General features: G+C 71.6%; 24 protein-coding genes. 18 read left to right on the forward strand and 6 right to left on the reverse strand.

Annotated elements, in window-relative coordinates; genetic code table 11:
- Positions 1–14: 14 nt before the first annotated feature.
- The 5 genes from ABH920_RS44165 (at position 15) to ABH920_RS44185 (ending at position 3,676) form a co-directional block, all read left to right on the forward strand.
- Complete coding sequence (locus ABH920_RS44165; protein ID WP_370355329.1) at positions 15–683, forward strand: riboflavin synthase; 669 nt, start codon at positions 15–17, stop codon at positions 681–683.
- Positions 680–1,357, forward strand: a complete 678-nt coding sequence (gene pnuC, locus ABH920_RS44170) for a nicotinamide riboside transporter PnuC (protein WP_370355330.1) — start codon at positions 680–682, stop codon at positions 1,355–1,357. The genes ABH920_RS44165 and pnuC overlap by 4 nt, the downstream gene beginning before the upstream one ends.
- A complete protein-coding gene (locus tag ABH920_RS44175) occupies positions 1,354–2,661 on the forward strand; it encodes a bifunctional 3,4-dihydroxy-2-butanone-4-phosphate synthase/GTP cyclohydrolase II (RefSeq protein ID WP_370355331.1) in 1,308 nt (435 codons plus the stop codon). The genes pnuC and ABH920_RS44175 overlap by 4 nt, the downstream gene beginning before the upstream one ends.
- A 203-nt stretch (positions 2,662–2,864) precedes the next feature.
- On the forward strand, positions 2,865–3,350 hold the full coding sequence (ribH, locus tag ABH920_RS44180) for a 6,7-dimethyl-8-ribityllumazine synthase (RefSeq protein WP_370355332.1): 486 nt from the start codon (positions 2,865–2,867) through the stop codon (positions 3,348–3,350).
- A 56-nt stretch (positions 3,351–3,406) separates the two neighbouring features.
- A complete protein-coding gene (locus tag ABH920_RS44185; protein ID WP_370355376.1) occupies positions 3,407–3,676 on the forward strand; it encodes a phosphoribosyl-ATP diphosphatase in 270 nt (89 codons plus the stop codon).
- Between the two features lie 110 nt (positions 3,677–3,786).
- Here ABH920_RS44185 and ABH920_RS44190 read toward each other — a convergent pair whose 3' ends face one another.
- Entirely contained in the window at positions 3,787–6,513 is a 2,727-nt protein-coding gene (locus ABH920_RS44190) for a cell wall-binding repeat-containing protein (RefSeq protein WP_370355333.1), read from the reverse strand.
- A gap of 211 nt (positions 6,514–6,724) precedes the next feature.
- Between ABH920_RS44190 and hisG the strand changes: the two genes are divergently transcribed.
- Entirely contained in the window at positions 6,725–7,588 is an 864-nt protein-coding gene (hisG, locus tag ABH920_RS44195; RefSeq protein ID WP_370355334.1) for an ATP phosphoribosyltransferase, read from the forward strand.
- Positions 7,589–7,633: 45 nt separating this feature from the next.
- Entirely contained in the window at positions 7,634–8,158 is a 525-nt protein-coding gene (locus ABH920_RS44200) for a PH domain-containing protein (protein ID WP_370355335.1), read from the forward strand.
- Positions 8,159–8,225: 67 nt separating this feature from the next.
- On the opposite strand, the gene leuE is transcribed toward ABH920_RS44200, so the two are convergent.
- Entirely contained in the window at positions 8,226–8,915 is a 690-nt protein-coding gene (gene leuE, locus ABH920_RS44205; protein ID WP_370355336.1) for a leucine efflux protein LeuE, read from the reverse strand.
- A 43-nt stretch (positions 8,916–8,958) separates the two neighbouring features.
- On the reverse strand, positions 8,959–10,740 hold the full coding sequence (locus ABH920_RS44210; protein WP_370355337.1) for an AMP-binding protein: 1,782 nt from the start codon (positions 10,738–10,740) through the stop codon (positions 8,959–8,961).
- 127 nt (positions 10,741–10,867) lie between these two features.
- Here ABH920_RS44210 and ABH920_RS44215 point away from each other — a divergent pair, with 127 nt between their 5' ends.
- The 3 genes from ABH920_RS44215 to ABH920_RS44225 all read left to right on the forward strand — a co-directional run bounded on the left by ABH920_RS44215 (position 10,868) and on the right by ABH920_RS44225 (position 13,641).
- Positions 10,868–11,887 (forward strand): ketopantoate reductase family protein, encoded by a 1,020-nt coding sequence (locus tag ABH920_RS44215; RefSeq protein WP_370355338.1) that lies wholly within the window; start codon positions 10,868–10,870, stop codon positions 11,885–11,887.
- A gap of 114 nt (positions 11,888–12,001) precedes the next feature.
- A complete protein-coding gene (locus ABH920_RS44220; protein ID WP_370355339.1) occupies positions 12,002–12,535 on the forward strand; it encodes a SigE family RNA polymerase sigma factor in 534 nt (177 codons plus the stop codon).
- Complete coding sequence (locus tag ABH920_RS44225) at positions 12,532–13,641, forward strand: hypothetical protein (RefSeq protein WP_370355340.1); 1,110 nt, start codon at positions 12,532–12,534, stop codon at positions 13,639–13,641. Before ABH920_RS44220 ends, ABH920_RS44225 begins: the two co-directional genes overlap by 4 nt.
- A gap of 85 nt (positions 13,642–13,726) precedes the next feature.
- Here ABH920_RS44225 and ABH920_RS44230 read toward each other — a convergent pair whose 3' ends face one another.
- From ABH920_RS44230 to ABH920_RS44240, 3 genes are all read right to left on the reverse strand, one after another.
- Entirely contained in the window at positions 13,727–14,923 is a 1,197-nt protein-coding gene (locus ABH920_RS44230) for a lipid-transfer protein (protein ID WP_370355341.1), read from the reverse strand.
- Positions 14,920–15,429, reverse strand: a complete 510-nt coding sequence (locus tag ABH920_RS44235) for a Zn-ribbon domain-containing OB-fold protein (protein WP_370355342.1) — start codon at positions 15,427–15,429, stop codon at positions 14,920–14,922. Before ABH920_RS44235 ends, ABH920_RS44230 begins: the two co-directional genes overlap by 4 nt.
- Before the next feature lie 230 nt (positions 15,430–15,659).
- Entirely contained in the window at positions 15,660–16,235 is a 576-nt protein-coding gene (locus ABH920_RS44240) for a MarR family winged helix-turn-helix transcriptional regulator (RefSeq protein WP_194920589.1), read from the reverse strand.
- A gap of 973 nt (positions 16,236–17,208) precedes the next feature.
- Here ABH920_RS44240 and ABH920_RS44245 point away from each other — a divergent pair.
- The 8 genes from ABH920_RS44245 (at position 17,209) to ABH920_RS44280 (ending at position 24,002) form a co-directional block, all read left to right on the forward strand.
- Positions 17,209–17,787: a CDP-alcohol phosphatidyltransferase family protein gene (locus ABH920_RS44245; RefSeq protein WP_370355377.1), complete on the forward strand. Its 579-nt coding sequence runs from the start codon at positions 17,209–17,211 to the stop codon at positions 17,785–17,787.
- Between the two features lie 38 nt (positions 17,788–17,825).
- Entirely contained in the window at positions 17,826–18,692 is an 867-nt protein-coding gene (locus ABH920_RS44250) for a DUF881 domain-containing protein (protein ID WP_370355343.1), read from the forward strand.
- Positions 18,693–18,915: 223 nt separating this feature from the next.
- Positions 18,916–19,248, forward strand: a complete 333-nt coding sequence (locus tag ABH920_RS44255; protein ID WP_194920582.1) for a small basic family protein — start codon at positions 18,916–18,918, stop codon at positions 19,246–19,248.
- 13 nt (positions 19,249–19,261) lie between these two features.
- Positions 19,262–20,929 (forward strand): DUF881 domain-containing protein, encoded by a 1,668-nt coding sequence (locus ABH920_RS44260; RefSeq protein WP_370355344.1) that lies wholly within the window; start codon positions 19,262–19,264, stop codon positions 20,927–20,929.
- A 122-nt stretch (positions 20,930–21,051) separates the two neighbouring features.
- Positions 21,052–21,432, forward strand: coding sequence for a glycine cleavage system protein GcvH (gene gcvH / locus ABH920_RS44265; protein ID WP_194920580.1), 381 nt, complete (start codon positions 21,052–21,054; stop codon positions 21,430–21,432).
- Positions 21,433–21,702: 270 nt separating this feature from the next.
- On the forward strand, positions 21,703–22,248 hold the full coding sequence (locus ABH920_RS44270) for an FHA domain-containing protein (protein WP_194920579.1): 546 nt from the start codon (positions 21,703–21,705) through the stop codon (positions 22,246–22,248).
- A gap of 82 nt (positions 22,249–22,330) precedes the next feature.
- Positions 22,331–23,521, forward strand: a complete 1,191-nt coding sequence (locus tag ABH920_RS44275) for a MerR family transcriptional regulator (RefSeq protein ID WP_370355345.1) — start codon at positions 22,331–22,333, stop codon at positions 23,519–23,521.
- A gap of 10 nt (positions 23,522–23,531) precedes the next feature.
- Positions 23,532–24,002, forward strand: a complete 471-nt coding sequence (locus ABH920_RS44280) for a bifunctional nuclease family protein (RefSeq protein ID WP_012787332.1) — start codon at positions 23,532–23,534, stop codon at positions 24,000–24,002.
- The last annotated feature ends 215 nt before the right edge of the window (positions 24,003–24,217 follow it).

The following is a 24,217-nucleotide window of genomic DNA, read 5'->3' on the forward strand; positions in this document are numbered from 1 at the left end:
AGAGGGAGCACACCGTGTTCACAGGCATCGTCGAAGAACTCGGCCGCGTCGTGGCGCTGGAAGTGGAAGGCGACTCCGCGCGGCTGCGCGTGGCCGGGGCGCTGGTCACCTCCGACGCCGAGCACGGCGCCTCCATCGCCGTCAACGGCGTGTGTCTGACCGTCATCGAGTCCGGGACCGAGGCCGCGAAGGCCGGCGAGTTCACCGCGGACGTGATGGCCGAGACCCTGGTCAAGTCCAACATCGGCGACCTCAGGCCGGGCGACCCGGTCAACCTGGAGCGGCCCATGAAGCTCGGCGCGCGCCTGGGCGGGCACCTGGTCCAGGGGCACGTCGACGGCGTCGGGACCGTGCTGGAGCGCATCCCCGGCGAGCACTGGGAGGTCGTCCGGGTCTCCCTGCCCTCCGCGCTGTCCCGCTATGTCGTCGACAAGGGCTCGATCACCGTGGACGGCATCTCGCTGACCGTGGTCGAGGCCGCCGCGGATTCCTTCACCGTGAGCCTGATCCCGACCACCCTGGAGCTGACCACGCTGGGCAGCAAGGGCCCCGGCGCCGCGGTGAACCTGGAGATCGACGTGATCGCCAAGTACACCGAGCGGCTGCTGGGCCTCGGCGACACCTCGGCCGACCAGCCCGAGGGCCAGGCCGCGGCGCCGACCATCGGCGGGCAGCGGGCGTGAACGGCGCCTTCCACTGGGCCAACCTGGTCGCCTTCCACCTCTTCGGGGAGACGGTCAAGTGGTCCGACCTGCTGGGCAACCTGCTCGGCCTGGCCACGGTGGCGCTCGCGCTGCGCCGCTCGATGTGGGCCTGGCCGGTGCAGATAGCCGGCTGCGTGCTGCTGTTCGGCGCTGACATATCGGCGCACCTCGGCGGCACGGCGGCGCGGCAGGTCGCGCTGGCGGTGATGGCCCTGTACGGCTGGTTCCGCTGGACGTCGGTCCGCCGGAGCGAGCACGACATCACCATCCGCTGGGCCGGGTGGGCCGAGCGCGCGCTGCTGGCCGCCGGGCTGGGGCTCGGGACCGTCGTGTTCGCTCTGCTGCTCAAGCACTACAACGCCTCGTGGGCGCCGTGGCCGGACGCCTACATCTTCATCGGCTCGCTGGTGGCCACCGTGGCCCAGGCCAAGGGCTACGTCGAGTTCTGGTTCGTCTGGATCGCCGTCGACGTCGTCGGCGTCCCCCTCGCCTTCAACAAGGGCCTGCCGGTGTCCGGCCTGGTCTACGTCTTCTACTTCGCGATCGTCGTCGCGGGCCTGCGCCAATGGATGATCAAGGCGCGTGCTGAGTCCCCCAGCCTGCGGCAGCCGGTCCCCGCTGCCGACACCATTTTGAAGGAGGCCATCGTATGAGCGCCCCGGAAGCCGCCGAGCCCATCGTCCTGGACACCATCGAGCGGGCCCTGAAGGAGCTGGCCGCCGGCCGGCCCATCGTCGTGGTCGACGACGAGGACCGGGAGAACGAGGGCGACCTCATCTTCGCCGCCTCGCTGGCCACCCCCGAGGTCGTCGGGTTCACCATCCGCTACTCCTCCGGCGTGATCTGCGTGCCGCTGCCCGCCGCCGACGCCGACCGGCTCAACCTGCCCCCGATGACCGCCATCAACCAGGACCGCAAGGGCACCGCCTACACGGTCTCGGTGGACGCCCGCGACGGTGTGACCACCGGCATCTCAGCCGCCGACCGGGCGCACACCATCCGGCTGCTGGCCGCCGCCGACACCACCGCCGAGGACCTGACCCGGCCCGGCCACGTCTTCCCGCTGCGCGCCAAGGACGGCGGCGTGCTGGTGCGCCCCGGCCACACCGAGGCCGCCGTCGACCTGTGCCGGCTGGCCGGGCTGCCGCTGGCGGCCGGCATCTGCGAGGTCGTCGAGGACGACGGTTCGATGTCCCGGCTGCCGCAGCTCGCGCGGTTCGCCGAGGAGCACGGCCTGGCGCTGATCTCCATCGCCGACCTCATCGCCTACCGCCGCCGCACCGAGAAGTCGGTCACCCGGGCCGCCGAGACCCGGCTGCCCACCGCCTTCGGCGAGTTCCGGGCCGTCGGCTACCTCTCCGACGTGGACGGCATCGAGCACGTCGCGCTGGTCAAGGGCGAGATCGGGGAGGGCGAGGACGTGCTGGTCCGGGTCCACTCCGAGTGCCTGACCGGGGACGTCTTCGGATCCCGGCGCTGCGACTGCGGCCCGCAGCTGCACGCCGCGCTGCGCGCCGTGGACGTCGAGGGGCGCGGCGTCGTGCTCTACATGCGCGGGCATGAGGGCCGCGGCATCGGCCTGATGCACAAGCTGCGCGCCTACGAGCTGCAGGAGCGCGGCCACGACACCGTGGACGCGAACCTGGAGCTGGGCCTGCCGGCCGACGCCCGCGACTACGGCACCGGCGCGCAGATCCTGGCCGATCTCGGCGTGCGCTCCATGCGCCTGCTGACCAACAACCCGGCCAAGCGCTCAGCACTGGAGGGGTTCGGTCTGCAGGTGACCGGACGGGTGCCGCTGCCCGGGAACGTGACCGCCGACAACATCCGCTACCTGCGGACCAAGCGCGACCGGATGGGGCACGACCTGCCCGACCTGGAAGTGGGCGATCTGGACGGTCTGGACGACCTCGACGCCGCCGACGCCGAAGCGCTCGCCTCGGCCATCGTCGGCTGAGGCCCGCAGGCCCGCAGGCGCGACCGATCTGACCTACCACCCGACGACCCGATCACCCGGCGACCCGGCGACCCGACGACCAACCCGACCAACCCGACCACCTCGCAAGATCGGGACGCGACCGCCGTCCGCGGTCTGGAAGACTTGCCCTCGCGCGCCGCACGGACACGCGGGGCCACGAACGCAACAAGGAGTGAACAACAGTGAGCGGAGCGGGAGCGCCGGCCATCACCACCGAGGGTGGCGCCGACCTCAAGGTCGCGGTGGTGGCCGCGCAGTGGCACACGCAGGTCATGGACGGCCTGGTGGCCGGGGCCGAGAAGGCGCTCGCCGAGATCGGGGCGGAGCACGACCTGTTCCGCGCGCCGGGCTCCTTCGAGCTGCCGGTGATCGCCAAGGCGCTGGCCGAGGCGCCGGCCGGCTACGACGCCGTGGTCGCCCTCGGCGTGGTGATCCGGGGCGGCACCCCGCACTTCGAGTACGTGTGCGCTGCCGCCACCGACGGCCTGAACCAGGTCGCCCTGGACACCGGCACGCCGATCGGCTTCGGCCTGCTCACCTGCGACACCGAGCAGCAGGCGCTGGACCGCGCCGGCCTGCCCGGGTCGAAGGAGGACAAGGGCCGCGAGGCCGTCGAGGCCGCGGTGGCCACCGCGCTGGTGCTGAAGAAGATCGGGGTGCGGCGGTGAACGCCTCGCCCACAGCCGACGAACCCGTGGAGGTGCCGGTGGGAACCGCGGTTCCGATCACGTCCAAGACCTTCGAGACCCTGTTCGGCGAGCTCGCCGCCAAGGCCGAGCGCGGCGAGGAGGGCTCGCGCACGGTCGAGCTGCTCGGGCTCGGCGTGCACGCCATCGGCAAGAAGATCGTCGAGGAGGCCGCCGAGGTCTGGATGGCCGCCGAGTACGAGGACGGCGACCGGACGGCCGAGGAGATCTCGCAGCTGCTGTACCACGTCCAGGTGCTGATGCTGGCGCGCGGGCTGGAGCTGGGGGACGTCTACAAGCACCTGTGAGCCGGTGCGCGTGAGTCAGCGCAGGAACAGCGCTGGAATCGGCGCACGAGTCAGAGCAAGAATCAGGGCCTCGCGAAGAACGCGGGGCCCTGACCCGTCCTCCGGGACGATTACCGGATCTTGCCCTTGACCGTGCTCGCGATCGCGTACTCGACGCTGTCGGCCAGCGCCTGGTCCCCGCCGAACAGAGTGACGGAGCGCAGCGTGGGCGCCTCCGCCGACAGCACCGCCCGGATCGGGGCCGGGAACCCGGCCGGCTCCGTGATCAGCAACGGCATCCCCGCGTTGGCCGCGTAGGCGCCGCCGGTCAGCGCGTCCGGGAAGGCCGCTCCGGAGGCCACGCCGACGGCGGTCGGCGCGTGTCCCGAGATCCGGACCACGGCGTCCGCGACCGCGGCGGCGGTGTCGTAGCGGGTCGGACCGGCGAGGGAGTCTTCGACGTTCCGGCCGGTGGTGGAGATCTTCGCCACCGCGCGCTGCGCAGCCCCGCCGACCGGATCGATGTCCTGGTGCGACCACACGAACGGGGCCACAGCCGGATCGAGCGTGTCGCCGTCGGACAGGATGATCGGCGCGTTCTCCACCGCTCCCAGCGGCCCGGCCGCCAGCGCGTCCGGGAAGTCCTTCCCGGTGGCGACGATGACGTGCGGCGAGCTGCCGAAGGCCTCGGCCACCGCGAGCGAGGTGCGGTAGCGATCGGCGCCCTGGTAGCGGACGACCGAGTAACCGGCCTTGCGCAGCGCGGCCTCGACGCCGGGCGAGACCGCCGAGGGGCCGCCGAGGATGTAGACGGTCTTCGCCATCGACGGCCCGCCGGTGACCCGGTCGATCTCGGCGCGGGTGTCCAGGTCCAGAGCCGCGGGCGCGGTGAGCAGGAGCGGTCCGTGCACGTGCGCGGCGAGCGGCACGCCGCTGAGCGCGTCGGGGGCCTGGTCGCCGCGCGCCAGCACGACGGCGGACGCGGAGCCGGCCTTCCACTGGGCCTGCGAGACCAGGCGTGCGGTGGCGTAGCGGTCGGTGCCGCCGATGCGGTGGACGTCGGCGGGGGTCGACGCCGGAGGCGACGGAGGTGGCGGCGTCGTCGCGGGCGGCGGCACGGTGACGGTGATCATCTGGACCAGCGGCTGAGCGGTCGGCCAGCCGAGGTTGTCGGCCGCGGTGACGGTGACGGGATAGGTGCCGGATGCGGCGTAGACGTGCTCCTGTACGCCGCCCCCGAAGAAGGCGCTGCCGGCGTTCCAGGTCACCACCGGCGTGTGGTCCCCGAAATCGATCGTGTAGGAGCCGAGATAGGGATCGTCGACCGGGGTGTCGATCACCGCCTCGACTTCGCCTGCGGGCGTGTACCAGCCGTTGACCGGCGTGACCGTCAGAGTCGGAGAGAACACCCGCTTGGCGATGGTGGCGGTGAAAGGCTTGGTGAACACCCTTCCGTGCGCGTCCGTGAGGGTGACAGTGCCTTGGTATCCCTTGTCCTCGCCGTAGGTGTGGCTCGGTGCCGTGCCCGTCTCGGGGTAGGGCCGGGTGCCGGAATCGGAGCCGTCGCCGAACTGGACGCTGTAGCTGACGATCGGCCACCAGCTGCCGCCGTCTCCTTGGACGGCGACGGTCACCGTCCGGTAGTCCGAGGGCGTGTTCCCGACGGAGGCCGTCACGGTCGGATTCGGCATGTAGTTCATGGCGAGTTCGAACGCGCCCCGGTCCGCGTAGCTGATCGGGCCGGTCCCGGTGTCGGTGACCAGGGGGTCGTCGGTCCGGACGACGCCGGAGTAGTCGCGGGCGGGCATGTTCCGCGCGCCGGAGTCGGCGGAGTCGATCGCCGGCGAGCCGGGGGCGAGGCCCCAGCCGTTGCGCTGCACGGATCCGGCGGGCACCGGGTTCGCGAAACCCGGGTCGACGGTCAGGTCGTGGGTACCGTGGCCGGCCGCGTCGAGCGCCGGTCCGTCCGCGAACGTCTGGCCCTGCCAGGACACGGCGGCGGTTCCGGCGGCCGTGGTGAGGATGTTCGAGTCGACGACCGGCGCGCTCGCGGAGGCGTCGACGGCCAGCGCGGCGGCGGGCGTCGTCCCGCACGCGCGGGCGTTGCTGATGATGTCGTCGGCGACGGTGACGTCGGCGGACGTGCCGAGCACGGAGACACCGGCGCCGCAGTTCTCGTCGATGGTGTCCGAGACCACGTCGACGCCGGTCGAGTCGCTGACCGCCACCCCGCCGGTGTCGGCGGTCGCGACCGTGTCGCCGACCACCACGTGGGACGACTGCCGGAGCAGGACGCCGGGGCCGGGATTGTTGGCGGCGACCCCGGCGGAAAGGGTCACCCCGGTCGAGCCGGTCACCGCGACCGCCGGCTGGGTCGGGTCCGGCGTGGCGGAGCCGTACTGCGAGGAGGAGGCCCAGAAGGTGTTCACCGCGATGTTCGTCGACGAGTCGATCCGCAGCGCCTCGCCGGTCTGGTCCACGAGGCGCAGCCGGTTCAGGGTGACGTCGTGCTGTCCGGCGACCGAGATGCCGTACGCCCCGCCGACGATCGTCGCGTTGAACCCCTGGGCCTGGAGCGTGATCCCGGACTTGGTGACGTCGATGCCGCCCGGGAAGCTTCCGGCGAGCAGGAGGGTCGTCCCGCTGACGACGCTGCTGGACGCCAGCGCCGCCGGGATCGTGCAGTACGGCGTCGTGGAACTCCCCGCGGTCGCCGCGGCGTCACTGCAGACGTTGATGTTGTCGAACACGTAGACGTTGGTCGCGTTGTTTGCCCGCGCCGGCAACGCGGTCGCCGTCGCGGCCGTCGCCGTCAGCGTCGAGACCGCGATCGCGGCCACGCGCCTGTACCTGCTCACTTGAGTGCCCCCACCTGTGCGCTTGTCTGATCACGGCGCGCGCCGCTGCGCGATCTCATCAGAGCGGACGTCCGGCGTCAATGGGGCTCCCGGGGCGTGTGGGCCAGGGCCTTCATCCCACCGAGTGAACACCCCGGCACGCCCCGCCGACCTTGGTCGATACTGACCCGTGGAGCACCGTCAACCACCGGTAACCGAAGGGTCACACGCCATGCTGCGCATCGCACTGCCGAACAAGGGATCGCTCTCGGAGGCGGCCACGGCGATGCTGCATGAGGCCGGCTACCGGCGGCGCAAGGACGGCAAGGAGCTGATGGTCGTCGACGCGGCCAACAACGCCGAGCTGTTCTTCCTGCGGCCGCGCGACATCGCGACCTATGTCGGGTCGGGCCGGCTGGACGTCGGCATCACCGGGCGTGACCTGCTGCTGGACTCCGGGGCGTCGGCCGAGCCGATCATGGATCTGGGGTTCGCGCGCTCGACGTTCCGGTTCGCCGCGCTGCCGGCGACCGTGGAGCAGGTGGCCAAGGAGCCGGGGGTGGCGGGGCTGGCCGGGCTGCGCGTCGCCTCGGCGTACCCGGGCGTGGTGCGCGAGTACCTGGCCGCCGCCGGGGTGACCGCCGAGGTGGTGAAGCTGGACGGCGCGGTGGAGGTGTCGATCGCGCTGGGCGTGGCCGACGTCGTCGCGGACGTCGTGGAGACCGGCACCACGCTGCGGCACGCCGGGCTGGAGGTCTTCGGCGACCCGATCCTCACCTCCGAGGCGCAGCTGATCCGGCGCGTCGGCGCCGAGGAGAGCCCCGCGGTGGAGCAGTTCCTGCGGCGCCTCAAGGGCGTCATCACCGCGCGCGAGTACGTCCTGATGGACTACGACATCCGGGCCGAGAACGTGGACCGCGCGGTCCAGGTCACCCCGGGCATCGAGTCGCCGACCGTGTCGCCGCTGCACGACAAGGGCTGGGTCGCGGTCCGTTCGATGGTCCGCCGCGCCGAGGCCCAGCGCATGATGGACGACTTGTGGGATCTGGGTGCGAGGGGAATCCTCGTCACGGATATCCTCGCGTGTCGGCTTTAGTTGTCATGGGTTCGTTGAGCCCGGGAGAAACGGACCAGCGTGCAGGTGACGGACAACCACGATCATGACCGCCAGGCCCCCGGACCTCTGGACCCGTACAGCCTCCCGGTCCCCGATCGGGTCCCGCAGCTCCCGGCGACCTTCCGGCCGCGGCGCACCCGCGTGGCGGTGCTGGCGGTGTCCACCGCGCTGATCGTGACGCTGGTCATCGTGGCCCTGATACTGCCCGACACCGGCTCCACGGCCTGGTCGGTCCCCGAGCGCGTGGCGTTCGCGGCGATCGGCCCGGCCATCTCGGCCGGGCTGTACCTGCTGGCGCGCCCGAAGATCGTCGCCGACGAGCGCGGGCTGACGATCGTGAACACCGCACGGACGCAGCATCTGGAGTGGGCGCAGATCGTACGGGTGAATCTTCGCCCCGGGGATCCGTGGGTGCTGCTGGATCTGGACAGCGGCGAGGTGCTGCCGGCGATGGGGATCCAGGCTTCGGGTGGGAAGGCGGCGCGCAAGGCCGCCGGAGAGCTGCGGGCCCTGGTGGACGAGCACACCAGGACCGAGCGGGACGACTGACCAGCGGGCCGAGCGGGCTTAGCGGGCCGCGCGGCACCCGAGGCACCCGGCACGGCAGGCGAACAGGCTAAGCGGCGCCCAGCGAAGCGGTGGCCAGCTTCAGCGCGAAGCCCAGGAACAGCGAGCCGATCCCGCCGGTCATCGACGCCGCCAGCCGCTTGCGCCGGCGGAACGCGCTGGCCAGCCGGTGGCCGGTGAAGATCAGCACACTCAGATACCCGGCCGAGAACAGCATCACGATCGTCGACAGCAGCGCGAAGGCCTCCGTCGGGTGCGCCGCGTGCGGGTTCACGAACTGCGTCAGGAACGCCAGGTCGAACAGGATCGCCTTGGGGTTCAGCAGGCTGACGACCAGCGCGCGCCGGAACGGCCGCTCGGCGGCCTCCACCGCCTCGGCCATCGCGGCAGCGCCCTCGGCGTCCGCGACACCGGCCGCGACCGCCGCCTGCTGGCGCACCCGCAGCGCCTTCACCGCCGAGCGCACCATCCCGAACCCGAGCCAGGCCAGGTAGGCCGCGCCGAGGTACTTCACCACGTCGAACGTCGCCGGCGAGCGCTTCAGCATCGAGGCCGCGCCGGCGGCGGTCAGCGTCAGCAGCACCGCGTCGCCGAGGAACACGCCGGAGGCGGCGCGGTAGCCGGTCCGCACCCCCTTGCGCGCGCCGACCGTCAGCACGTACAGCGAGTTCGGACCCGGCAGGAGCACTATGAGCAGCGCGCCGAGCACGAAGGTCGGCAGATCAACAGTCCCGAGCATGCCGCGAAGCTTCTCATACGAAGCTCCGCGTGCGCGCCCGGTTTCACCGCTTGAAATCGGCGAAGGGATCCTGCCCCGGAGCTTCCTTGTCCTGCTCGGGGTGCTCGGCCGCGTGCTCCTCGCGCAGGACCCGCCGCAGCACCTTGCCGATCATGTTGCGCGGCAGGTCCTCGCGGAACGCGATCAGCTTGGGCACCTTGTACGGCGCCAGGTGCTGGTGCGCGAAGACGTCCAGCTCCTCGGCGGTGACCGACATCCCCTCGGCGAGCTGGATGACCGCCTTCACCGTCTCCCCGCGGTAGGGGTCCGGCACGCCGATCACCGCCGCGTCGTAGACCGCCGGGTGCTCGCGCAGCACGTCCTCGATCTCCGAGGGGTAGATCGAGAACCCGGAGGCGATCACCACGTCCCGCTTGCGGTCGATCAGCGTCACGTAGCCGTCCGGCGACATCACCCCGATGTCGCCGGTGTACAGCCAGCCGTTGCGCAGCGCGAGCTTGGTCTCGTCCTCCTGGTTCCAGTAGCCCTGGAACAGCTGCGGACCGAACACCACCAGCTCCCCGGCCGCGCCGATCGGCAGCACGCGGTCCTGCCGGAACTCGTCGACGATCTTCACGTGGGTGTTCGGCAGCGGCAGCCCGATGGTGCCGGGCCGGGAGTTGGCGTTCAGCGGGTTGGCCAGCGTGACCGGGGAGGACTCGGTCATGCCGTAGCCCTCGGCCAGGCGGCCGCCGGTGGCCTTCTGGAAGGCGTCGATGGTGTCCACCGGCAGCCGCATGGCGCCGGATATGCAGGTCCGGATGGAGCGCAGGTCGTATTTCCCGATCTTCTCGTGCTCCAGCAGCTTGGAGTAGATCGGCGGCACGCCGGGGAACACCGTGGGCCGCTCGTGCTTCACGGCGTCCAGCACCAGCTCCGGGTCGAACGTCGGCAGCAGGACCAGGGTCCCGGCCAGCCGCACGCCGGTGATCACGCACAGCATCAGGCCGTAGACGTGGAACAGCGGCAGCACGCACAGCACCGACTCCCGCCCCGAGACGGCGTTCTGGTCCCACGCCTGCACCTGGTGCGCGTTGGCGACCAGGTTCCGGTGGGTGAGCATGGCGCCCTTCGGCCGGCCGGTGGTGCCGCCGGTGTACTGCAGGACCGCCAGGTCCTGTGCCGGCTCGACCGGCTCCTGGTCGACCGGGCCCGGCGAGGTCTCCAGGAACTCCGAATACGGCACGGCGCGCGCCCCCGGCGGCAGCGGCGTGATCAGCCGCTCCCGCTTCTCCCGGGCCGCGCCGATCGGCAGGTCCAGCAGCTTGCGCTTGAACGAGGGCAGGAAGTCGGCCAGGCACACCGAGATGACGTGCTCGACCGCGGTGCCGGGCCGGGCGGCGTCCAGAGTGGCGTAGGCGCCGTCGAAGACGATCGCCACCTTCGCGCCCGAGTCGGTGAGCTGGTGCCGCAGCTCGGAGTCGGTGTAGAGCGGATTGCAGGCGACCATCACGGCGCCGAGGCGGGTGATCGCGAAGAACGCGGTGACCGCGGCCGGGCAGTTCGGCAACACCAGGGCAACGCGGTCGCCCTTGGCCACGCCGAGCTCGCGCAGCGCGCCGGCCAGCCGGTCGACGTCCCGGCGCAGCTGCTTGTAGGTGGTCTTGCGGCCGAAGAACACCAGGGCGGTCCGGTCGCCGAAATCGCGCGCCGCGTCGTCCAGAAGCCTGGTCACCGGGACGTCCGGGACGGTCACGTCCGTGGGCACGCCCGCTGCGTAGAACCGCAGCCAGGGCCGCTCCGCATAGGGATCGGGCACGGCTGTAGACGGGGCGGTCTGGCTCACAAGCGGAGTCAAACACGTATTGAGGGGGTTGTCAGTAGCCGCCTTGGACACAAGATCGCAAAATCCGCTGTTCACGAAAAGACTTTCGACTCTTCACACAGGCGTTACGACCGCTAGAGTCCGAAGGATGCGCTACATCATCATCGGCGCCGGCGCGGTCGGCGGCACCATCGGCGGCCGGCTGGCCGAGTCGGGGCGGGACGTGGTCCTGGTCGCACGCGGTGCGCACCTGGAGGCCTTGCAGCGGGACGGGCTGCGGCTGCTCACCCCGGACAGCGATTTGCGGCTGCCGATCCCGGCGGTCGCCGGGCCGCAGGAACTCGGCGAGCTGCGGCGGGACGACGTGCTGGTGCTCTGCGTGAAGTCGCAGGACACCGCCGGCGTGCTCAACCAGTGGGCCCAGGCGCCGGTCGCCGGCGGCGGGACCGCGGCGGAGCTGCTGCCCGTGGTCTGCGCGCAGAACGGCGTGGAGAACGAGCGCACGGCGCTGCGTCTGTTCCAGAACGTGTACGGGCTCTGCGTCTGGCTGCCCTCGGTGCACCTGGAGCCCGGCGTGGTGGCGGCGAACTGCACGCCGCAGTCGGGCATCCTGACCGTCGGCCGCTACCCGGACGGCGTCGACGACGTGATCAAGCAGATCGGCCACGACCTCGGCGAGAGCCGGTTCGACGCGCCGGTGGTCGACGACGTCATGCGCTGGAAGTACGGCAAGCTGCTGAGCAACCTGGGCAACGCCATCGAGGCGGTGGGCGACGTGGCCGCCGACGACGACCTGGCCGAGCGGCTGATCGAGGTGTGCCGGCAGGAGGGGATCCGGGTCCTGAACGCGGCCGGCATCCCGTTCGTCGGCTCCGCCGAGCGTCAGGCCGTCCAGGGCGACCGGATGGACTTCGTCGAGATTGCCGCCGTCCCGCGCGGCGGCGGCTCCAGCTGGCAGAGCCTGGCGCGCGGGACCGGGTCGATCGAGACGGACTACCTGTCGGGCGAGATCTCGCTGATCGGGCGGACCCACGGCGTCCCGACCCCGGTCAACGCACTGATGCAGCGACTGAGCGCGCTGTTCGCCGCCGAAGGGCGGGCTCCGGGGAGCCTGCCGCTGACCGAGTTGGCGGAGTTGGTGGAGCAGGCTCAGGGGTCTGCGGCCTGATCCCGCGAGGCGGCGCGCCGGCATCCGGCGCGCGGCCTGATCTGAAGAGGCGACGCAACCTTTCCGGTTCCCGGTCACTCATGTGTCTCGATCGACGGGAATCGGGAGGGGCCCATGGCCGACCAGGCACGGCTGGAGGAGTTCGCCGAGTACGCGGCGGCTCGGCAGAGCCATCTGAAACGCACGGCGTTCTTGCTGTGCGGGGACTGGCATGAGGCGCAGGACCTCACGCAGACCGCGCTGCTGAACCTGTGCAAGGCATGGCACCGCGCGAAGCGGGCCGACTCCATCGACGCCTACGCGCAGAAGACGCTCATCAACGCCTACCTCGGCGGCCGGCGCAAGCGGAGCCGGGAGCGCGAGGTCCAGGCCTCGGTCGCGGTGACGGCCTCGCCTTTCGCCCGGGAGGACCAGCCCGATCTGCGGCTGGCGCTGCTGGCCGCGCTGACGGAGCTGCCGCCGCGCGGCCGGGCCGTGGTGGTGCTGCGGTTCTGGGCGGACTTCAGCATCGAGGACACGGCCGCCGCGCTCGGATGCTCGACCGGCAACGTGAAGAGCCATTCGTCGCGGGCCCTGGCCAAGCTGCGGGAGCTGCTCGGGGATTCCCTCGCCGACTTCGAGTACTCGCGGGAGGGCGGGCAGCGATGAAGAGCACTGAGGAGATGTCGGGCGAGACGGCGCGCGAGCTGTTCGGGATGGTGTTCGACGAGGACGGCTTGGCGGTGCCGCCGGACGATCTGGCGCCCGGAGCGATGGCCGGGTACCGGCGGTTCCGGCGTCGGCGGACGGCGCTGGCCGGGGCCGGGGCCTCGGCGGCGCTGGTCGGGGTCGCGTGCGTGACGCTGCTGGTGGCCGGCGGCGGCGTGGGGCGGTCGGGGACGGCGCCGGGGGTGTGGTCGAGTGCTGAGGCGACGGTGCCGGTGACGCCGATGGCGCCGGCGACCGGGCCGTCCGGGCAGCCGGGCAGCGCGACGCCGCCGCAGGCCTCGACGTCAGCGCTGGGGAGCAGCGGCAGTCGGATCGTGGACTGTTTCAGCAACTTCGAGGCGGACGGCGACCTCGCCAAGGCACAGGCGGACTGCCGACGGGCCGAGTCGCTGTGGCAGGCGGTGTTCCCCGGGCTCGCGGTCAGCGGGGCGCGGAATCCGAGCTTCACGCAGATCACGAGCGGTTTCCTGGCACGGGTCTCGGTGCAGAACGCGGCGGCGCCGGCGCTCTACGGCCAGGCTCAGCCGAAGGTCCTTCAGGACTGGACCGAGGCCCGACAAGAGGATGCGGACGCGGGCTCCCAGACCTGGTCGGGCTTCAACATCGCGATCCCGCAGGGGAAGATCATCGTCTCCGCCGACTATCGGTCGGGTGCGGACAGCACTACCCACCAGCCGTGCTTGGGGGTCAGCCCGTGCGAGCCGGTACGACTCAAGGATGGTTCAGTGGCGGAGGTTTCCAGCACCGGCCCCGTGCACGGCTACGCGGTGACGGTACGAGCCCCCGACGGTGACGCCTACCGCATCTCTTTTACCAGCCACTACGACCCGCGCTACGTCGACGTACCCTGCTCGGCGCCCGGCGGCCACTGCTACGCCGACCTGAACGACGGCTCCATCCGTCCCGGCGCGGTCCCCGCCCCCGACGCCGTCACCTTCACCCCGGTGATCTCTCACGCGATGCTGACCGACATCCTGACCAAGCCCGCGTTCGCCGCGCTGGTGCAGGGGTACTTCGCCGGCAAGCTGGGACAGCCTGGCTCGTAGTCGTAGTCGTAGTCGTAGTCGTAGTCGTAGTCACAGCCGCCTTCGCATCGCCGCCGCCTCCGAGCCGGCGGTGGCGACGCGGCCGCTAAGCCCGTCCCACCACGATCGCCGACCCGTGCCCGAACAACCCCTGGTTCACCGCCACCCCGACCCGGGCCCCGGCGACCTGCCGGGCCCCGGCATCGCCGCGCAGCTGCCACGTCAGTTCGCATACCTGCGCGATGGCCTGCGCCGGGATCGCCTCGCCGAAGGAGCTCAGGCCGCCGCTCGGGTTCACTGGCACCCGGCCGCCCAGGGAGGTCGCGCCGTCGTGCAGCAGCTTCTCGGCGTCGCCGGGGTCGCAGAGTCCGATCTCCTCGTACCAGTCCAGTTCCATCGCGGTGGTCAGGTCGTAGACCTCGGCGAGGTCCATGTCCTGCGGTCCGAGGCCGGCGGCCTCGTAGGCCGCGTGCGCCAGCGACTCGCGGAAGGTGCGGGGCGCCGGCTGCGTGGTGGCCGTCGAGTCCGAGGCGAGGTACGGGAAGTCCGGGACGGTTCTGGGGTACGTCGGGGTCGGCGCGGAGACCGCGCGGATGCGGACCGCGTCCTTGTTCAGCCGTCTGGCGTAGTCCTCGGAGGTCAGAACGACGGACGCGCCGCCGTCGCTCGTCGCGCAGATCTGCAACAGGCGCAGCGGGTCGCTCACCATCGGTGAGTTCAGCACGGTCTCCGCGTCCACCTCCGCGCGGAAGCGCGCGTTCGGGTTCAGGGCCCCGGCGCGGGCGTTCTTCACCTTCACCGCCGCGAAGTCGTCCTCCGTCGAGCCGCGCAGGGCCATCCGGCGGCGCGCGTAGAGGCCGAAGTACGCCGGGTTCGTCGCGCCGAGGAGGCGGAAGCGCAGCCAGTCCGGGTCGTCGGGACGGTCGCCGCCGACCGGGGCGAAGAAGCCCTTCGGCGTGGTGTCCGCGCCGACCACCAGGACCACGTCGGCCAGGCCGGCCAGGATGTGCGCGCGGGCCGTGGACAGCGCCTGCGCCCCGGTCGCGCAGGCCGCGTAGCAGCTCGCCACCGGTGCGCCCTGCCAGCCCAGCGCCTGGGACAGCGCCGAGCCCGCGACGAAGCCCGGGTAGCCGTTGCGGATCGTCTCGCCGCCGACCACCAGCTGCACGTCGCGCCAGCCGAGGCCGGCGTCGGCCAGGGCGGCGCGCGCCGCGGCCGAGGCGTACTCCACGAAGGGTTTTCCCCACGCGCCCCAGGGATGCATCCCGACGCCGGCCACTGCGACGGAGTCCGTGCGGCTCATGCGTGCGCCTCCCCGAGGTATGCGTCGTATGCCGCCGAGTCGGCGATGGATTCCTCGGATGGTCCGATCGGGCGCCAGTTCCAGACCTTTTCCTCAACTCCTGCAGAGGAAACGAGGGTTCCGGGGACCAGTTCCATGGTCATTCCGACGCGCAGCGACTCCGTGGCGATGTCGGGGGAGACCTGTCCGAGCACGATCATGCGCTCGGCGGTCAGTTCGACGGCGGCCAGCGCGTAGGGAGAGAACTCGGTATCCGGGGGCCGCGGGTAGGGCGGCGGGGGAGCGTAACGGGCGTCTGTGTACGACCACAGAGTTCCGTGCGTCGACAGCGGCTCAGGGCTCTGTTCCAGGCCCGCGCAGTCGGGGTCGGGGCAGCCGGGGACGGTCCGCGGGGGGAAACTCAGGGCGCCGCACGTCGTGCAGCGGCCGGCCAGCAGGGCGAAGCCCTCCGGACCTTCGCGGAACCATGCGTCGGTTCCCGGAGCGGCCGGTATGCCGTCAGTCATGGATCTGACGGTATATCAGATTCGCCGCTCCGGGAACGTCGGCCCGCGAGTGGATCACGTGGTGGATCGGTACTGCGCCCGGCGCCCGTCACCGGGAAAGAGCCGGTGGGACAGAGCCGGTGAAGAGAAGGTGGCGTTCTCGCACGGTGTGGTGCGGTTGCGCTGTGCGCCTGCGCGCCGTTCAGAGCCTGCTAGGACCAGGCGGGCTCGGTGGACGTCGCCGTCTCGCCTCAGTCGTCGACGCGGCGGCGGCTGCCGCGCTGGTCGTCGAGCCGGCCGAGCACCCCGGGCAGCCGCTCGAGCAGCCCGACCAGCTGGTCGAACTCCTCGTCGGTGTAGGAGCGGCGCAGCGAGCGGTCCAGGGCCCGCACCCGGCGCTTGGCGGCCTCGTAGGCCTCCTTGCCGCGTGCGGTGACCTCCGCGTCGATGACGCGGCCGGCCCCCCGGCCGAACTCGCGGGTGATGTAGCCCTTGCGCTCCAGCGCGGCCACCAGCCCGACCATGGCCTGCGGAGTCACCGAGACCGAGCGGGCCAGCGTCGCCGAGGAGGCTCGGCGCAGGTGGACCAGTGCCTGCAGGACGCCGTACTGGGCCTCGGTGAGGTCGAGTTCGGCGAGCAGGCGTGTCATGTGCCGGGCGAGCTCACGGTCGCACATCGTGAGCAGCCACGGCAGGTAGCCCGTGGAGGGCCGGTACCGGACCGGGCGATGGCCGCGGCCGGCGAGTGATCCGCCGGTGGCGGGGACCAGTTCCTGGTCGTCCTCGTCCTCGTGCTCGGCGGTGTGTGCAGATGTGTGTTCTGACACAGCGGGTCTTCCCCCCTTGCGTGTTGGTGCCACTCCCACTGCCACGTTCCCGCCAACGTGGTGACAGCGCTCATGTTGCGTGTCGAGTGGAATGGACTTGTTCAAGCCCATCATATTCACGGAATGGGCACTACGACAGCAGGTCTTCGCTGTAGATCTGTGTACGCAGATTTACGGATGTTGAGAACAGCCGATTGAGGGTATACGCCCAGGGCACGCCAAGGACGCCGTCACCCGGCGTGACCCGGGCGCGGCGCAGCGCGAAACAGGGCTCTGAGGTGCACACACAGCACGCTCGGAACCGGATCGGACTCCATTGCGGGGGGTGCGGAGTCCGGATAAAGGGGGGTGTGTTCGGTTGTCCGCAGGGGGATACGGACGCTCCACCCGCGCTGCCGGATCACCTGGGGGGAGAGGGAGACAGGGCGCGGGTGGAGCGGTTTCGTACTCGGCGACACCGTGCGGGCTGGTGCGGTGGGTCGGCCGGTCCTGCATCACTGAGGCTACCGCGCGGACACGCTGAGTTGACGATCATGGCGTACTTCTTGAACCAGACTTTGCCGTTTCTTGGCACAACCCCTGGCGGACGTGTACCGATGTCCCAGGCCCAGCCCCTGATCGCCTATCGTTGCTCTTTGTGAACCGAGGCAGGGCGGGCGACTACGACGACGGGTACGGCTACGAGCACGACGCGTACCAGGCCGGCTACGGCTCGCCCGACCACGACCCCGACGCGACCGTCAACATCAACGACTACGGCGAGGAGTTCGCCGAGGGGTCGTATGAGGACGACGGGTACTACGCCGAGGGCGACGGGTACGACGACGGCGCGTACGACGACGACGGCCAGGGCGAGGGCGGCGGGCACGGCCCCGCCACGTACTACGACGACGGCTACGGCGATGACGGCTACGACGACGACGAGGACGACGTCGCGCGCGGCGAGGACGGCCTCCCGGTCTCCAACCGGGTCCTGACCATCCCGAACCTGATCAGCCTGGCCCGGCTGGCCGGCGTCCCGCTGTTCCTGGGCCTGATCCTCTCGCCCTACTACGGCGGCCCGAAGTACGACGTCTGGGCCCTGGTGATCCTGGCGCTGTCCGGCTTCTCCGACTGGCTGGACGGCAAGCTGGCCCGGCGCTGGAACCAGATGACCAAGTTCGGCGCGATGATCGACCCGCTGGCCGACCGGCTGTACATCCTGGCCACCCTGGTCGGGCTGACCATAAGGCAGATCATTCCGCTGTGGCTGCCGATCCTGCTGGTCGGCCGGGACGTGGCGATGCTCGTTCTGATCTCGCCCAAGCTGCGCAAGGCCGGCTACGGCGTGGCGCTGCCGGTGCACTTCCTGGGCAAGGCCGCGACGTTCAACCTGCTCTACGCCTTCCCGCTGCTGCTGCTCGGGCAGATCAGCGAGAAGCCGAACCACCTGACCGACATCGCGAACATCTTCGGCTGGGCGTTCGTCGGCTGGGGGACCGCGCTGTATCTGTTGGCCGGCGGGATGTACTTCGTGCAGGCCCGTCAGCTCACGCGCGACGTCGGGCGCTGAGGCGCGCCCGGTAGCGCGGACATGTCAAGATGGCCTCCATGCCCACGCCGCCCGACGCCCGGAACACCGCGCGCCGCGACGCCTCGATGTCGCTGCTGACCAGCCTGCTCAACGACACGCTGGACCCCGGGTACGCCGAGACCGCGGCGCGGCGCAAGGCCAAGGGTGAGGACGCCGGCGGCAGCCACTGGACCCGGCGGCCCTCGCCGACCGTGCTGCTCGGGGTGGCGGCCGTCGCGCTGGTGCTGGTGATCGCCGCGATCCAGACCCACCGCCAGGCGCCGGCCGCCGAGCGCGAGCGGCAGCAGCTGATCTCGCGGGTGCAGGACGCGGAGCGGAAGAACTCCGCCGACGAGTCCATGATCTCCACGGTGCGCGGGCAGCTCCAGGCCGCGCAGGCCGAGGCGCTGGGGCCGGAGCAGGGCAAGGCGTTCACCGCGATGTCGGTGGCGACCGGGGCCTCGCCGGTCACCGGGCCGGGGCTGGAGGTCGTGCTCAACGACGCCGCCGGCGCGGACAACCCCTCCAGCACCGACCCGCGGCAGAACGGCACCAACCAGAGCCGGGTGCTGGACCTGGACCTGCAGCACGCCGCGAACGGGCTGTGGGCGGCCGGCGCGGAGGCGGTGGCGATCAACGGCCAGCGGCTCACGGCGCTGTCCGCGATCCGGACCGCGGGGTCGGCGATCATGGTGGACTTCCGGCCGCTGTCGCCGCCGTACACGCTGCAGGCGATCGGGGACCCGAAGTCGATGGCGGCGAAGTTCGCGGACGGGGCGGACGGCCGGTACCTGTTCGAGCTGAAGACGCAGTACGGGATCGGCTTCACGACGAACACCAAGAGCAAGCTGGCCCTGCCGGCGGCCACGCAGCTGACGCTGAGCGACGCGGTGCCGGCTCCTTGAGGGGCGCTGTGAGGCGGGCTCCGAGCGGGCTTTCGTGCGGGCCTTCGCGCGGGGCGTCGAGTGCCGGTGCTCCGGGCGTCCCCGGGGGTTCGGTACGGTGGCCCCAGCAGTTTTCCGTATCAGGTTACGGGCGCACCCCGCGCCCGGCCGACCAGGGCCTGGTCAAGGCCGGGATGACTGAGACCGAGATGACTGGGACTACCGAGATGACTTGGAGGGCGTCGTGATCGCGGCGATCGGACTGGTGATCGGCGTGATCGCGGGGGTGGTCTTCCACCCCACGGTGCCCGCGGGACTGGCCCCCTACCTGCCGATCGCGGTGGTGGCGGCGCTGGACGCGGTGTTCGGCGGCGTGCGCGCCCTGCTGGACGGGATCTTCGACGACAAGGTGTTCGTGGTCTCCTTCGTCTCCAACGTGCTGGTGGCCGCGCTGATCGTGTACCTCGGCGACCAGCTGGGCGTCGGCTCGCAGCTGACCACCGGCGTGGTGGTCGTGCTCGGCATCCGCATCTTCTCCAACGCCGCGGCCATCCGCCGGCACATCTTCCACGCCTGAGAAGGAGCGCTGGGTGCAGACGCGGCCGGGAAACGAGCCGGAGCCGGATCCGCAGGAGTCGGCGGACGGTGCCGGGGCGGGGGAACGGGATCCGTTCACGCCCAAGGTGTCGCCGGTTGGCGATGACGAGGATCGGGACGAGGGCGAGGCGGAGGCTAAGGCTGAGGCTGAGGCCGTCGCTGAGGCCGAGGCTGAGGCTGAGGCTGAGACGGAATCCGGCGCGGATCTCGCCGAGACGATGGATCTTCGGAGCCTGCCTGAGGAGCCCGAGGTCAAGGGTGTGCCTCGGCGGCCCAAGAAGCATGCCGGGCCGATGTCTTCCGAGACGGTGAAGAAGCCGGTCGACGAGAGCGACGACGAGCCTGACCAGCCGGAGCAGCCTGCTGAGCCGGTGCTCGACGAGACAGTGAGTCTCGAGGGTTCCGCCGAGGACCTGTCGGCCGCCGCGAGTGACGATGAGGACGAGGCTTCCGACGAGCCCGAGCCTGGCGCGGAGAAGCCCGACGAGACGGTCGATCTCCGAGAGCTGTTCCCGGAAAAGCCGGCTGCCGCTGAGGCTGAGCCCGATCGCCCGGAGCTCGCCGAGACGGTGAATCTCCGGGACCTGCTTCCCGAGGACCTCGAGGACAAGACCTCCGGCGACCAGCCGGCCGAGCCCGAGCCTCCCGTCCGCCGCCGTACGCCCTCCGAGGGCGAGCCGCTTCGCCGTCGCCCCGCGCCCGGCGGCCAGCCTCCGCCGCGGCGTCCGGGGCCCGGGCAGGACCCGCGTCGCGGCCCCGGGCACCCGCACGCGGGCGAGCCCGGCCCCCGGCGTCGTCCGCCGTCCGAGCACGCTCCGGATCATGCTCCCAACCGCCGCCCGGCGCCCGAGTCGCGTGCGGCCGCGGCGGCGGCATCGGGTCCCGCGGCAGCCGCCTCCGGCCCCGCGGCGCCCGGCAAGCCCGCGAAGCCGGCCTCCGTCTCCCTCGGCCGCCGGCGGCTCCTCGCGGCGTTCTGGCCCCCGCGCATGTCGCGAAACCAGGCCGTGGTCGGCGTGCTGCTGGGGGCGCTCGGTGCGGCCCTGGCGATCCAGGTGCACGCCACCAACACCTCCGACGAGATCCTGCGCGGCGCGCGCAGCGACGACCTGGTCAACATCCTCGACGAGGTGACCTCGCGGGGGCAGAGCCTCGACGCCGAGCTCCGCAACCTGGAGACGCAGAACGCGGCGATCCAGGACAGCGCGGACAAGGCGCAGGCGGCGTTGGCGCAGGCCCAGCAGAAGGCCAAGGACCTGCAGATCCTGTCCGGCACGGTCAAGGCCAAGGGCTCCGGCATCACCCTGACCATCACCGACCCGCAGAACCAGCTGAAGTCCGCGACCTTGCTCAACGCGCTGGAGGAGCTGCGGGCCGCCGGGGCCGAGGTGGTGCAGGTCGACGACGTGCGGGTGGTCGTCTCCTCGTCCTTCGTGGACCTCGCCGACGGCGGCATCGCCCTCGACGGCCACGAACTGACCCAGCCCTACGTCTACAAGGTGATCGGCGACCCGAACACGCTCGGGCCCGCCATGCAGATCCCGGGGGGCGTGGTGGCGACCGTGAAGTCCTCGCCGGGGGCCAACGCCACGATCGTGCCCGGGCAGGTGCTCGTCGACGCCGTGGTGCCGCTGCCGAACCCGGACTACGCCAAGGCCGGATGAGCCGTGAAGGGGCCGGTGGGCCCCGGGGCCCGGCATGGTCCAGAATATGAGCGCGGGCCCACCGGCCCGTGGCGGCCGCCGCGCCGTCGACACCGTGTGAGGAAAGGGCGGCAAGGAAGCCGATGACCCCCGAAGAGCTGAAGTACACCGCCGAGCATGAGTGGGTCCGCTCCGGCGACGCCGACAGCGTCCGCGTCGGGATCACCGACTACGCCCAGGAGCAGTTGGGCGACATCGTCTTCGTGCAGCTGCCCGAGGTGGGTGCCAAGATCACCGCCGGCGAGCCGTGCGGCGAGCTGGAGTCCACCAAGAGCGTCAGCGACCTGTACGCGCCGCTGACCGGCACCGTCACCGCCGTCAACGCCGAGCTGGACTCCTCACCCGAGCTGGTGAACTCCGACCCCTACGGCGAGGGGTGGATCTTCGACGTCCAGCCCGACGACGCCTCCGAGGTCGACGCGCTGCTGGACTCGAAGGGCTACGAGGCGACCATCGCCGAGTAGCACCTGCCGGCCTGCGCCGCCGATGGTCCGGGACCGGCCTGATCCGGTTGCCGGACCTTCGTGTTCACACCCCGCTCGCCGGGCCCGCCGGGCAGGCTGATTCGAAGGCTGATACGACGTAGTCTGGGTGGATGGCGTGGATGTCAGAGCACGAAAGACACGTCATCTCGGCGCGTTCCGGTTGACCTCGACAAGAGGCGCCCCATAAGTTGCGACCAACGCAGGCGGCAGCCACAACCGCCACAGTGAATACTCCGGGAGGCCCACGACATGCCGTTCTGCACCAGGTGCGGGAACGCCAACCAAGCGGGGAGCCGCTTCTGCTCGCACTGCGGCACCGCATTGGCCGAGTCCCCGCTGCCGGGTGACCCCTTGGTGCCCGAGGGGGCGGCGGAGCGGACCTCGACGATGTCCCTGGTCAGCGTGGAGGCCGCCGCGGAAGCGGAGGTCGGCGGCGGCGGGGAGGAGACCGAGCGGATCGGCCTGGGCCCGGCCGACCGCGAGGCGCTGGCCGCGCTCCCGGCCGGCTCGGCGCTGCTGGTGGTGCGGCGCGGCCCGAACGCCGGCAGCCGGTTCCTGCTGGACGCCGACGTCACCACGGTCGGGCGCAGCCCGGACAGCGACATCTTCCTGGACGACGTCACCGTCTCCCGCCGGCACGCCGAGTTCGTGCGCAGCGCGCAGGGGTTCCTGGTGCGCGACGTCGGGAGCCTGAACGGCACCTACGTGGACCGCAACCTGATCCAGGAGGCGCTCCTGCGGGACGGCGACGAGGTGCAGGTCGGCAAGTACCGCCTGGTGTTCCACGCGGGCTGAGCCGACCCCGGCGGCCGCTCGGCGGCCGTGCTTTCGCAGACGGTCAAGCTGGGGGGCCGGCAGGAGAGGTGAGGAGAGCGGCGTGTCCGGCGAGGCGCTCACCATCGGCGAAGTCATCGGCCGGCTGGCCGCCGACTTCCCGGACTTGACCGTGTCCAAGATCCGCTACCTCGAGAGCGGCGGTCTGATCAGCCCCGGCCGCACCCCGGCCGGGTACCGCCGCTTCAGCGAGGAGGACGTCGAGAAGCTGCGCTGGGTGCTGGCCGCGCAGCGCGACCAGTACCTGCCGCTGAAGGTGATCCGGCAGCACCTGGCGGCCGACGGGCCGCGGGTGACGCTGGGGGACGCCGACGCCATAGTGGCCGCGCTGACGTCGGGGGCCGATCTGGCCTCCGTGCCGGATCCGGACGCCGAGGGGCTGGACGATCGGGGGCGGGCCGGTCAGGACGGCTCCGGTCGAGCCGGTCGGGACGGTCGAGACAGCGCCGGACGAGACAGCGCCGGTCGAGTGGATGCCGAGCACGACAACGCGCCGCTGCCTCCGACGGCCACGCTGACCCCGCCGCTGCCACCGCTGCCCCGGACGCGTGCGGCCACCGTCGCCGATCCGGAGTTCTACCGGCTCACCCGGGCCGATGTCGGCGAGCTGCATCTGGGGCGCGAGGCACTGGCCCGGACCGCGGGCGTGTCCGAGTCCTTGCTCGCCGACCTGGTCGCCTACGGCCTGCTGCCGAACCTCGACGACTACGGCGGCGACGCGGTGTTCATCGCGCGGGCCGCCGCCGCGCTGACCGAGTACGGGCTCGAACCCCGGCACCTGCGGCCGTTGCTGCTCGGCGCGCGGAACACCGCCGGGCTGCTGGGCACGCTCCTGCCGACGCGGCGCCACGACGGCGTCACCGGCTCCGGACGGCAGGCGGCGGCCTCCCGGGCGGCCTCGCGCACCGCGGAGGCCGCCGCGGCGGCTGTGAAGCTCTACGCGGCGCTGCTGCGGGCCGAGCTGGCCGGCGGTGCCGCTCCGGCGGGACAAGCCCAGCACGGCCCGCCGGTCCAGCAAGTTCCGCAATCTCAGCACAGCACCGCGCCGACAGCCCACGCTCCCTCGGCGCCGGTGCCGGCTCAGCCCCCGGTCCCGGAGCCGGAACCCCAGCCCACCGCCCCCGCGGCCCTGGTTCCGCCGGCCCCGGCCGACGCCCCGCCGCCGCCGTCCGCACCGGCATCCCGGGAATCTTCCGGCAACCCCGGCATGCCCGGCGGGCCCGCAGCGCGATAGGGTGGACACCGTGAACGAACTCGACGTCGTCGGCGTCCGCGTCGAGATGCCGTCCAACCAGACGATCGTGCTGCTCCGCGAGGTCAGCGGCGAGCGGTACCTGCCGATCTGGATCGGGGCCAACGAGGCCTCGGCCATCGCGCTGGCCCAGCAGGGCGTCACGCCGCCGCGCCCGCTGACGCACGACCTGTTCCGGGACGTGCTGGCCGCCTTCGGCCGGCAGCTGCTGGAGGTCCGCATCACCGCGATGCGCGACATGGTCTTCTACGCCGAGCTGGTCTTCGACGGCGGCCTGCAGGTCAGCGCGCGCCCCTCGGACGCCATCGCGCTGGCGCTGCGGACCGGTGCGACCATCTACGGGGCCGAGGAAGTGCTCGCCGAGAGCAGCATCCTGATCCCGGACGAGCAGGAGGACGAGGTGGAAGTGGAGCGCTTCCGCGAGTTCCTCGACCAGGTCTCGCCCGAGGACTTCGGCGCCTGACGGTCCGGCCGCCTGAGTATCTGGCGCCCGACCTCCTACCACCTGATCCCTTGAGCATCGCCACGAGGCCGGGGAACCGGCTTCCCGCGCTCACCGCGAAGGTCGGATAGTCCGATTCACGAAGACACGCCCGATGCCTCCCGGGCGATGTCGTTGACCGGCGCCCCGTGCCGCGCATACGGTCGAAGACAGCTAGAGGCAGACGTAACTGGAGG

It is taken from the genome of Catenulispora sp. EB89 (assembly GCF_041261445.1).
Taxonomy (GTDB): Bacteria; Actinomycetota; Actinomycetes; order Streptomycetales; family Catenulisporaceae; genus Catenulispora.

Bases quoted from the DNA above. Each gene is read 5' to 3' on its own strand.
- leuE (WP_370355336.1), bottom strand. From the start codon at position 8,915: ATGCTCGGGACTGTTGATCTGCCGACCTTCGTGCTCGGCGCGCTGCTC.
- ABH920_RS44230 (WP_370355341.1), bottom strand. From the start codon at position 14,923: ATGAGCCGCACGGACTCCGTCGCAGTGGCCGGCGTCGGGATGCATCCC.
- ABH920_RS44235 (WP_370355342.1), bottom strand. From the start codon at position 15,429: ATGACTGACGGCATACCGGCCGCTCCGGGAACCGACGCATGGTTCCGC.
- ABH920_RS44175 (WP_370355331.1), top strand. From the start codon at position 1,354: ATGAGCGCCCCGGAAGCCGCCGAGCCCATCGTCCTGGACACCATCGAG.
- ABH920_RS44270 (WP_194920579.1), top strand. From the start codon at position 21,703: ATGCCGTTCTGCACCAGGTGCGGGAACGCCAACCAAGCGGGGAGCCGC.
- ABH920_RS44220 (WP_370355339.1), top strand. From the start codon at position 12,002: ATGGCCGACCAGGCACGGCTGGAGGAGTTCGCCGAGTACGCGGCGGCT.
- ABH920_RS44225 (WP_370355340.1), top strand. From the start codon at position 12,532: ATGAAGAGCACTGAGGAGATGTCGGGCGAGACGGCGCGCGAGCTGTTC.
- hisG (WP_370355334.1), top strand. From the start codon at position 6,725: ATGCTGCGCATCGCACTGCCGAACAAGGGATCGCTCTCGGAGGCGGCC.
- ABH920_RS44250 (WP_370355343.1), top strand. From the start codon at position 17,826: ATGCCCACGCCGCCCGACGCCCGGAACACCGCGCGCCGCGACGCCTCG.
- ABH920_RS44215 (WP_370355338.1), top strand. From the start codon at position 10,868: ATGCGCTACATCATCATCGGCGCCGGCGCGGTCGGCGGCACCATCGGC.
- gcvH (WP_194920580.1), top strand. From the start codon at position 21,052: ATGACCCCCGAAGAGCTGAAGTACACCGCCGAGCATGAGTGGGTCCGC.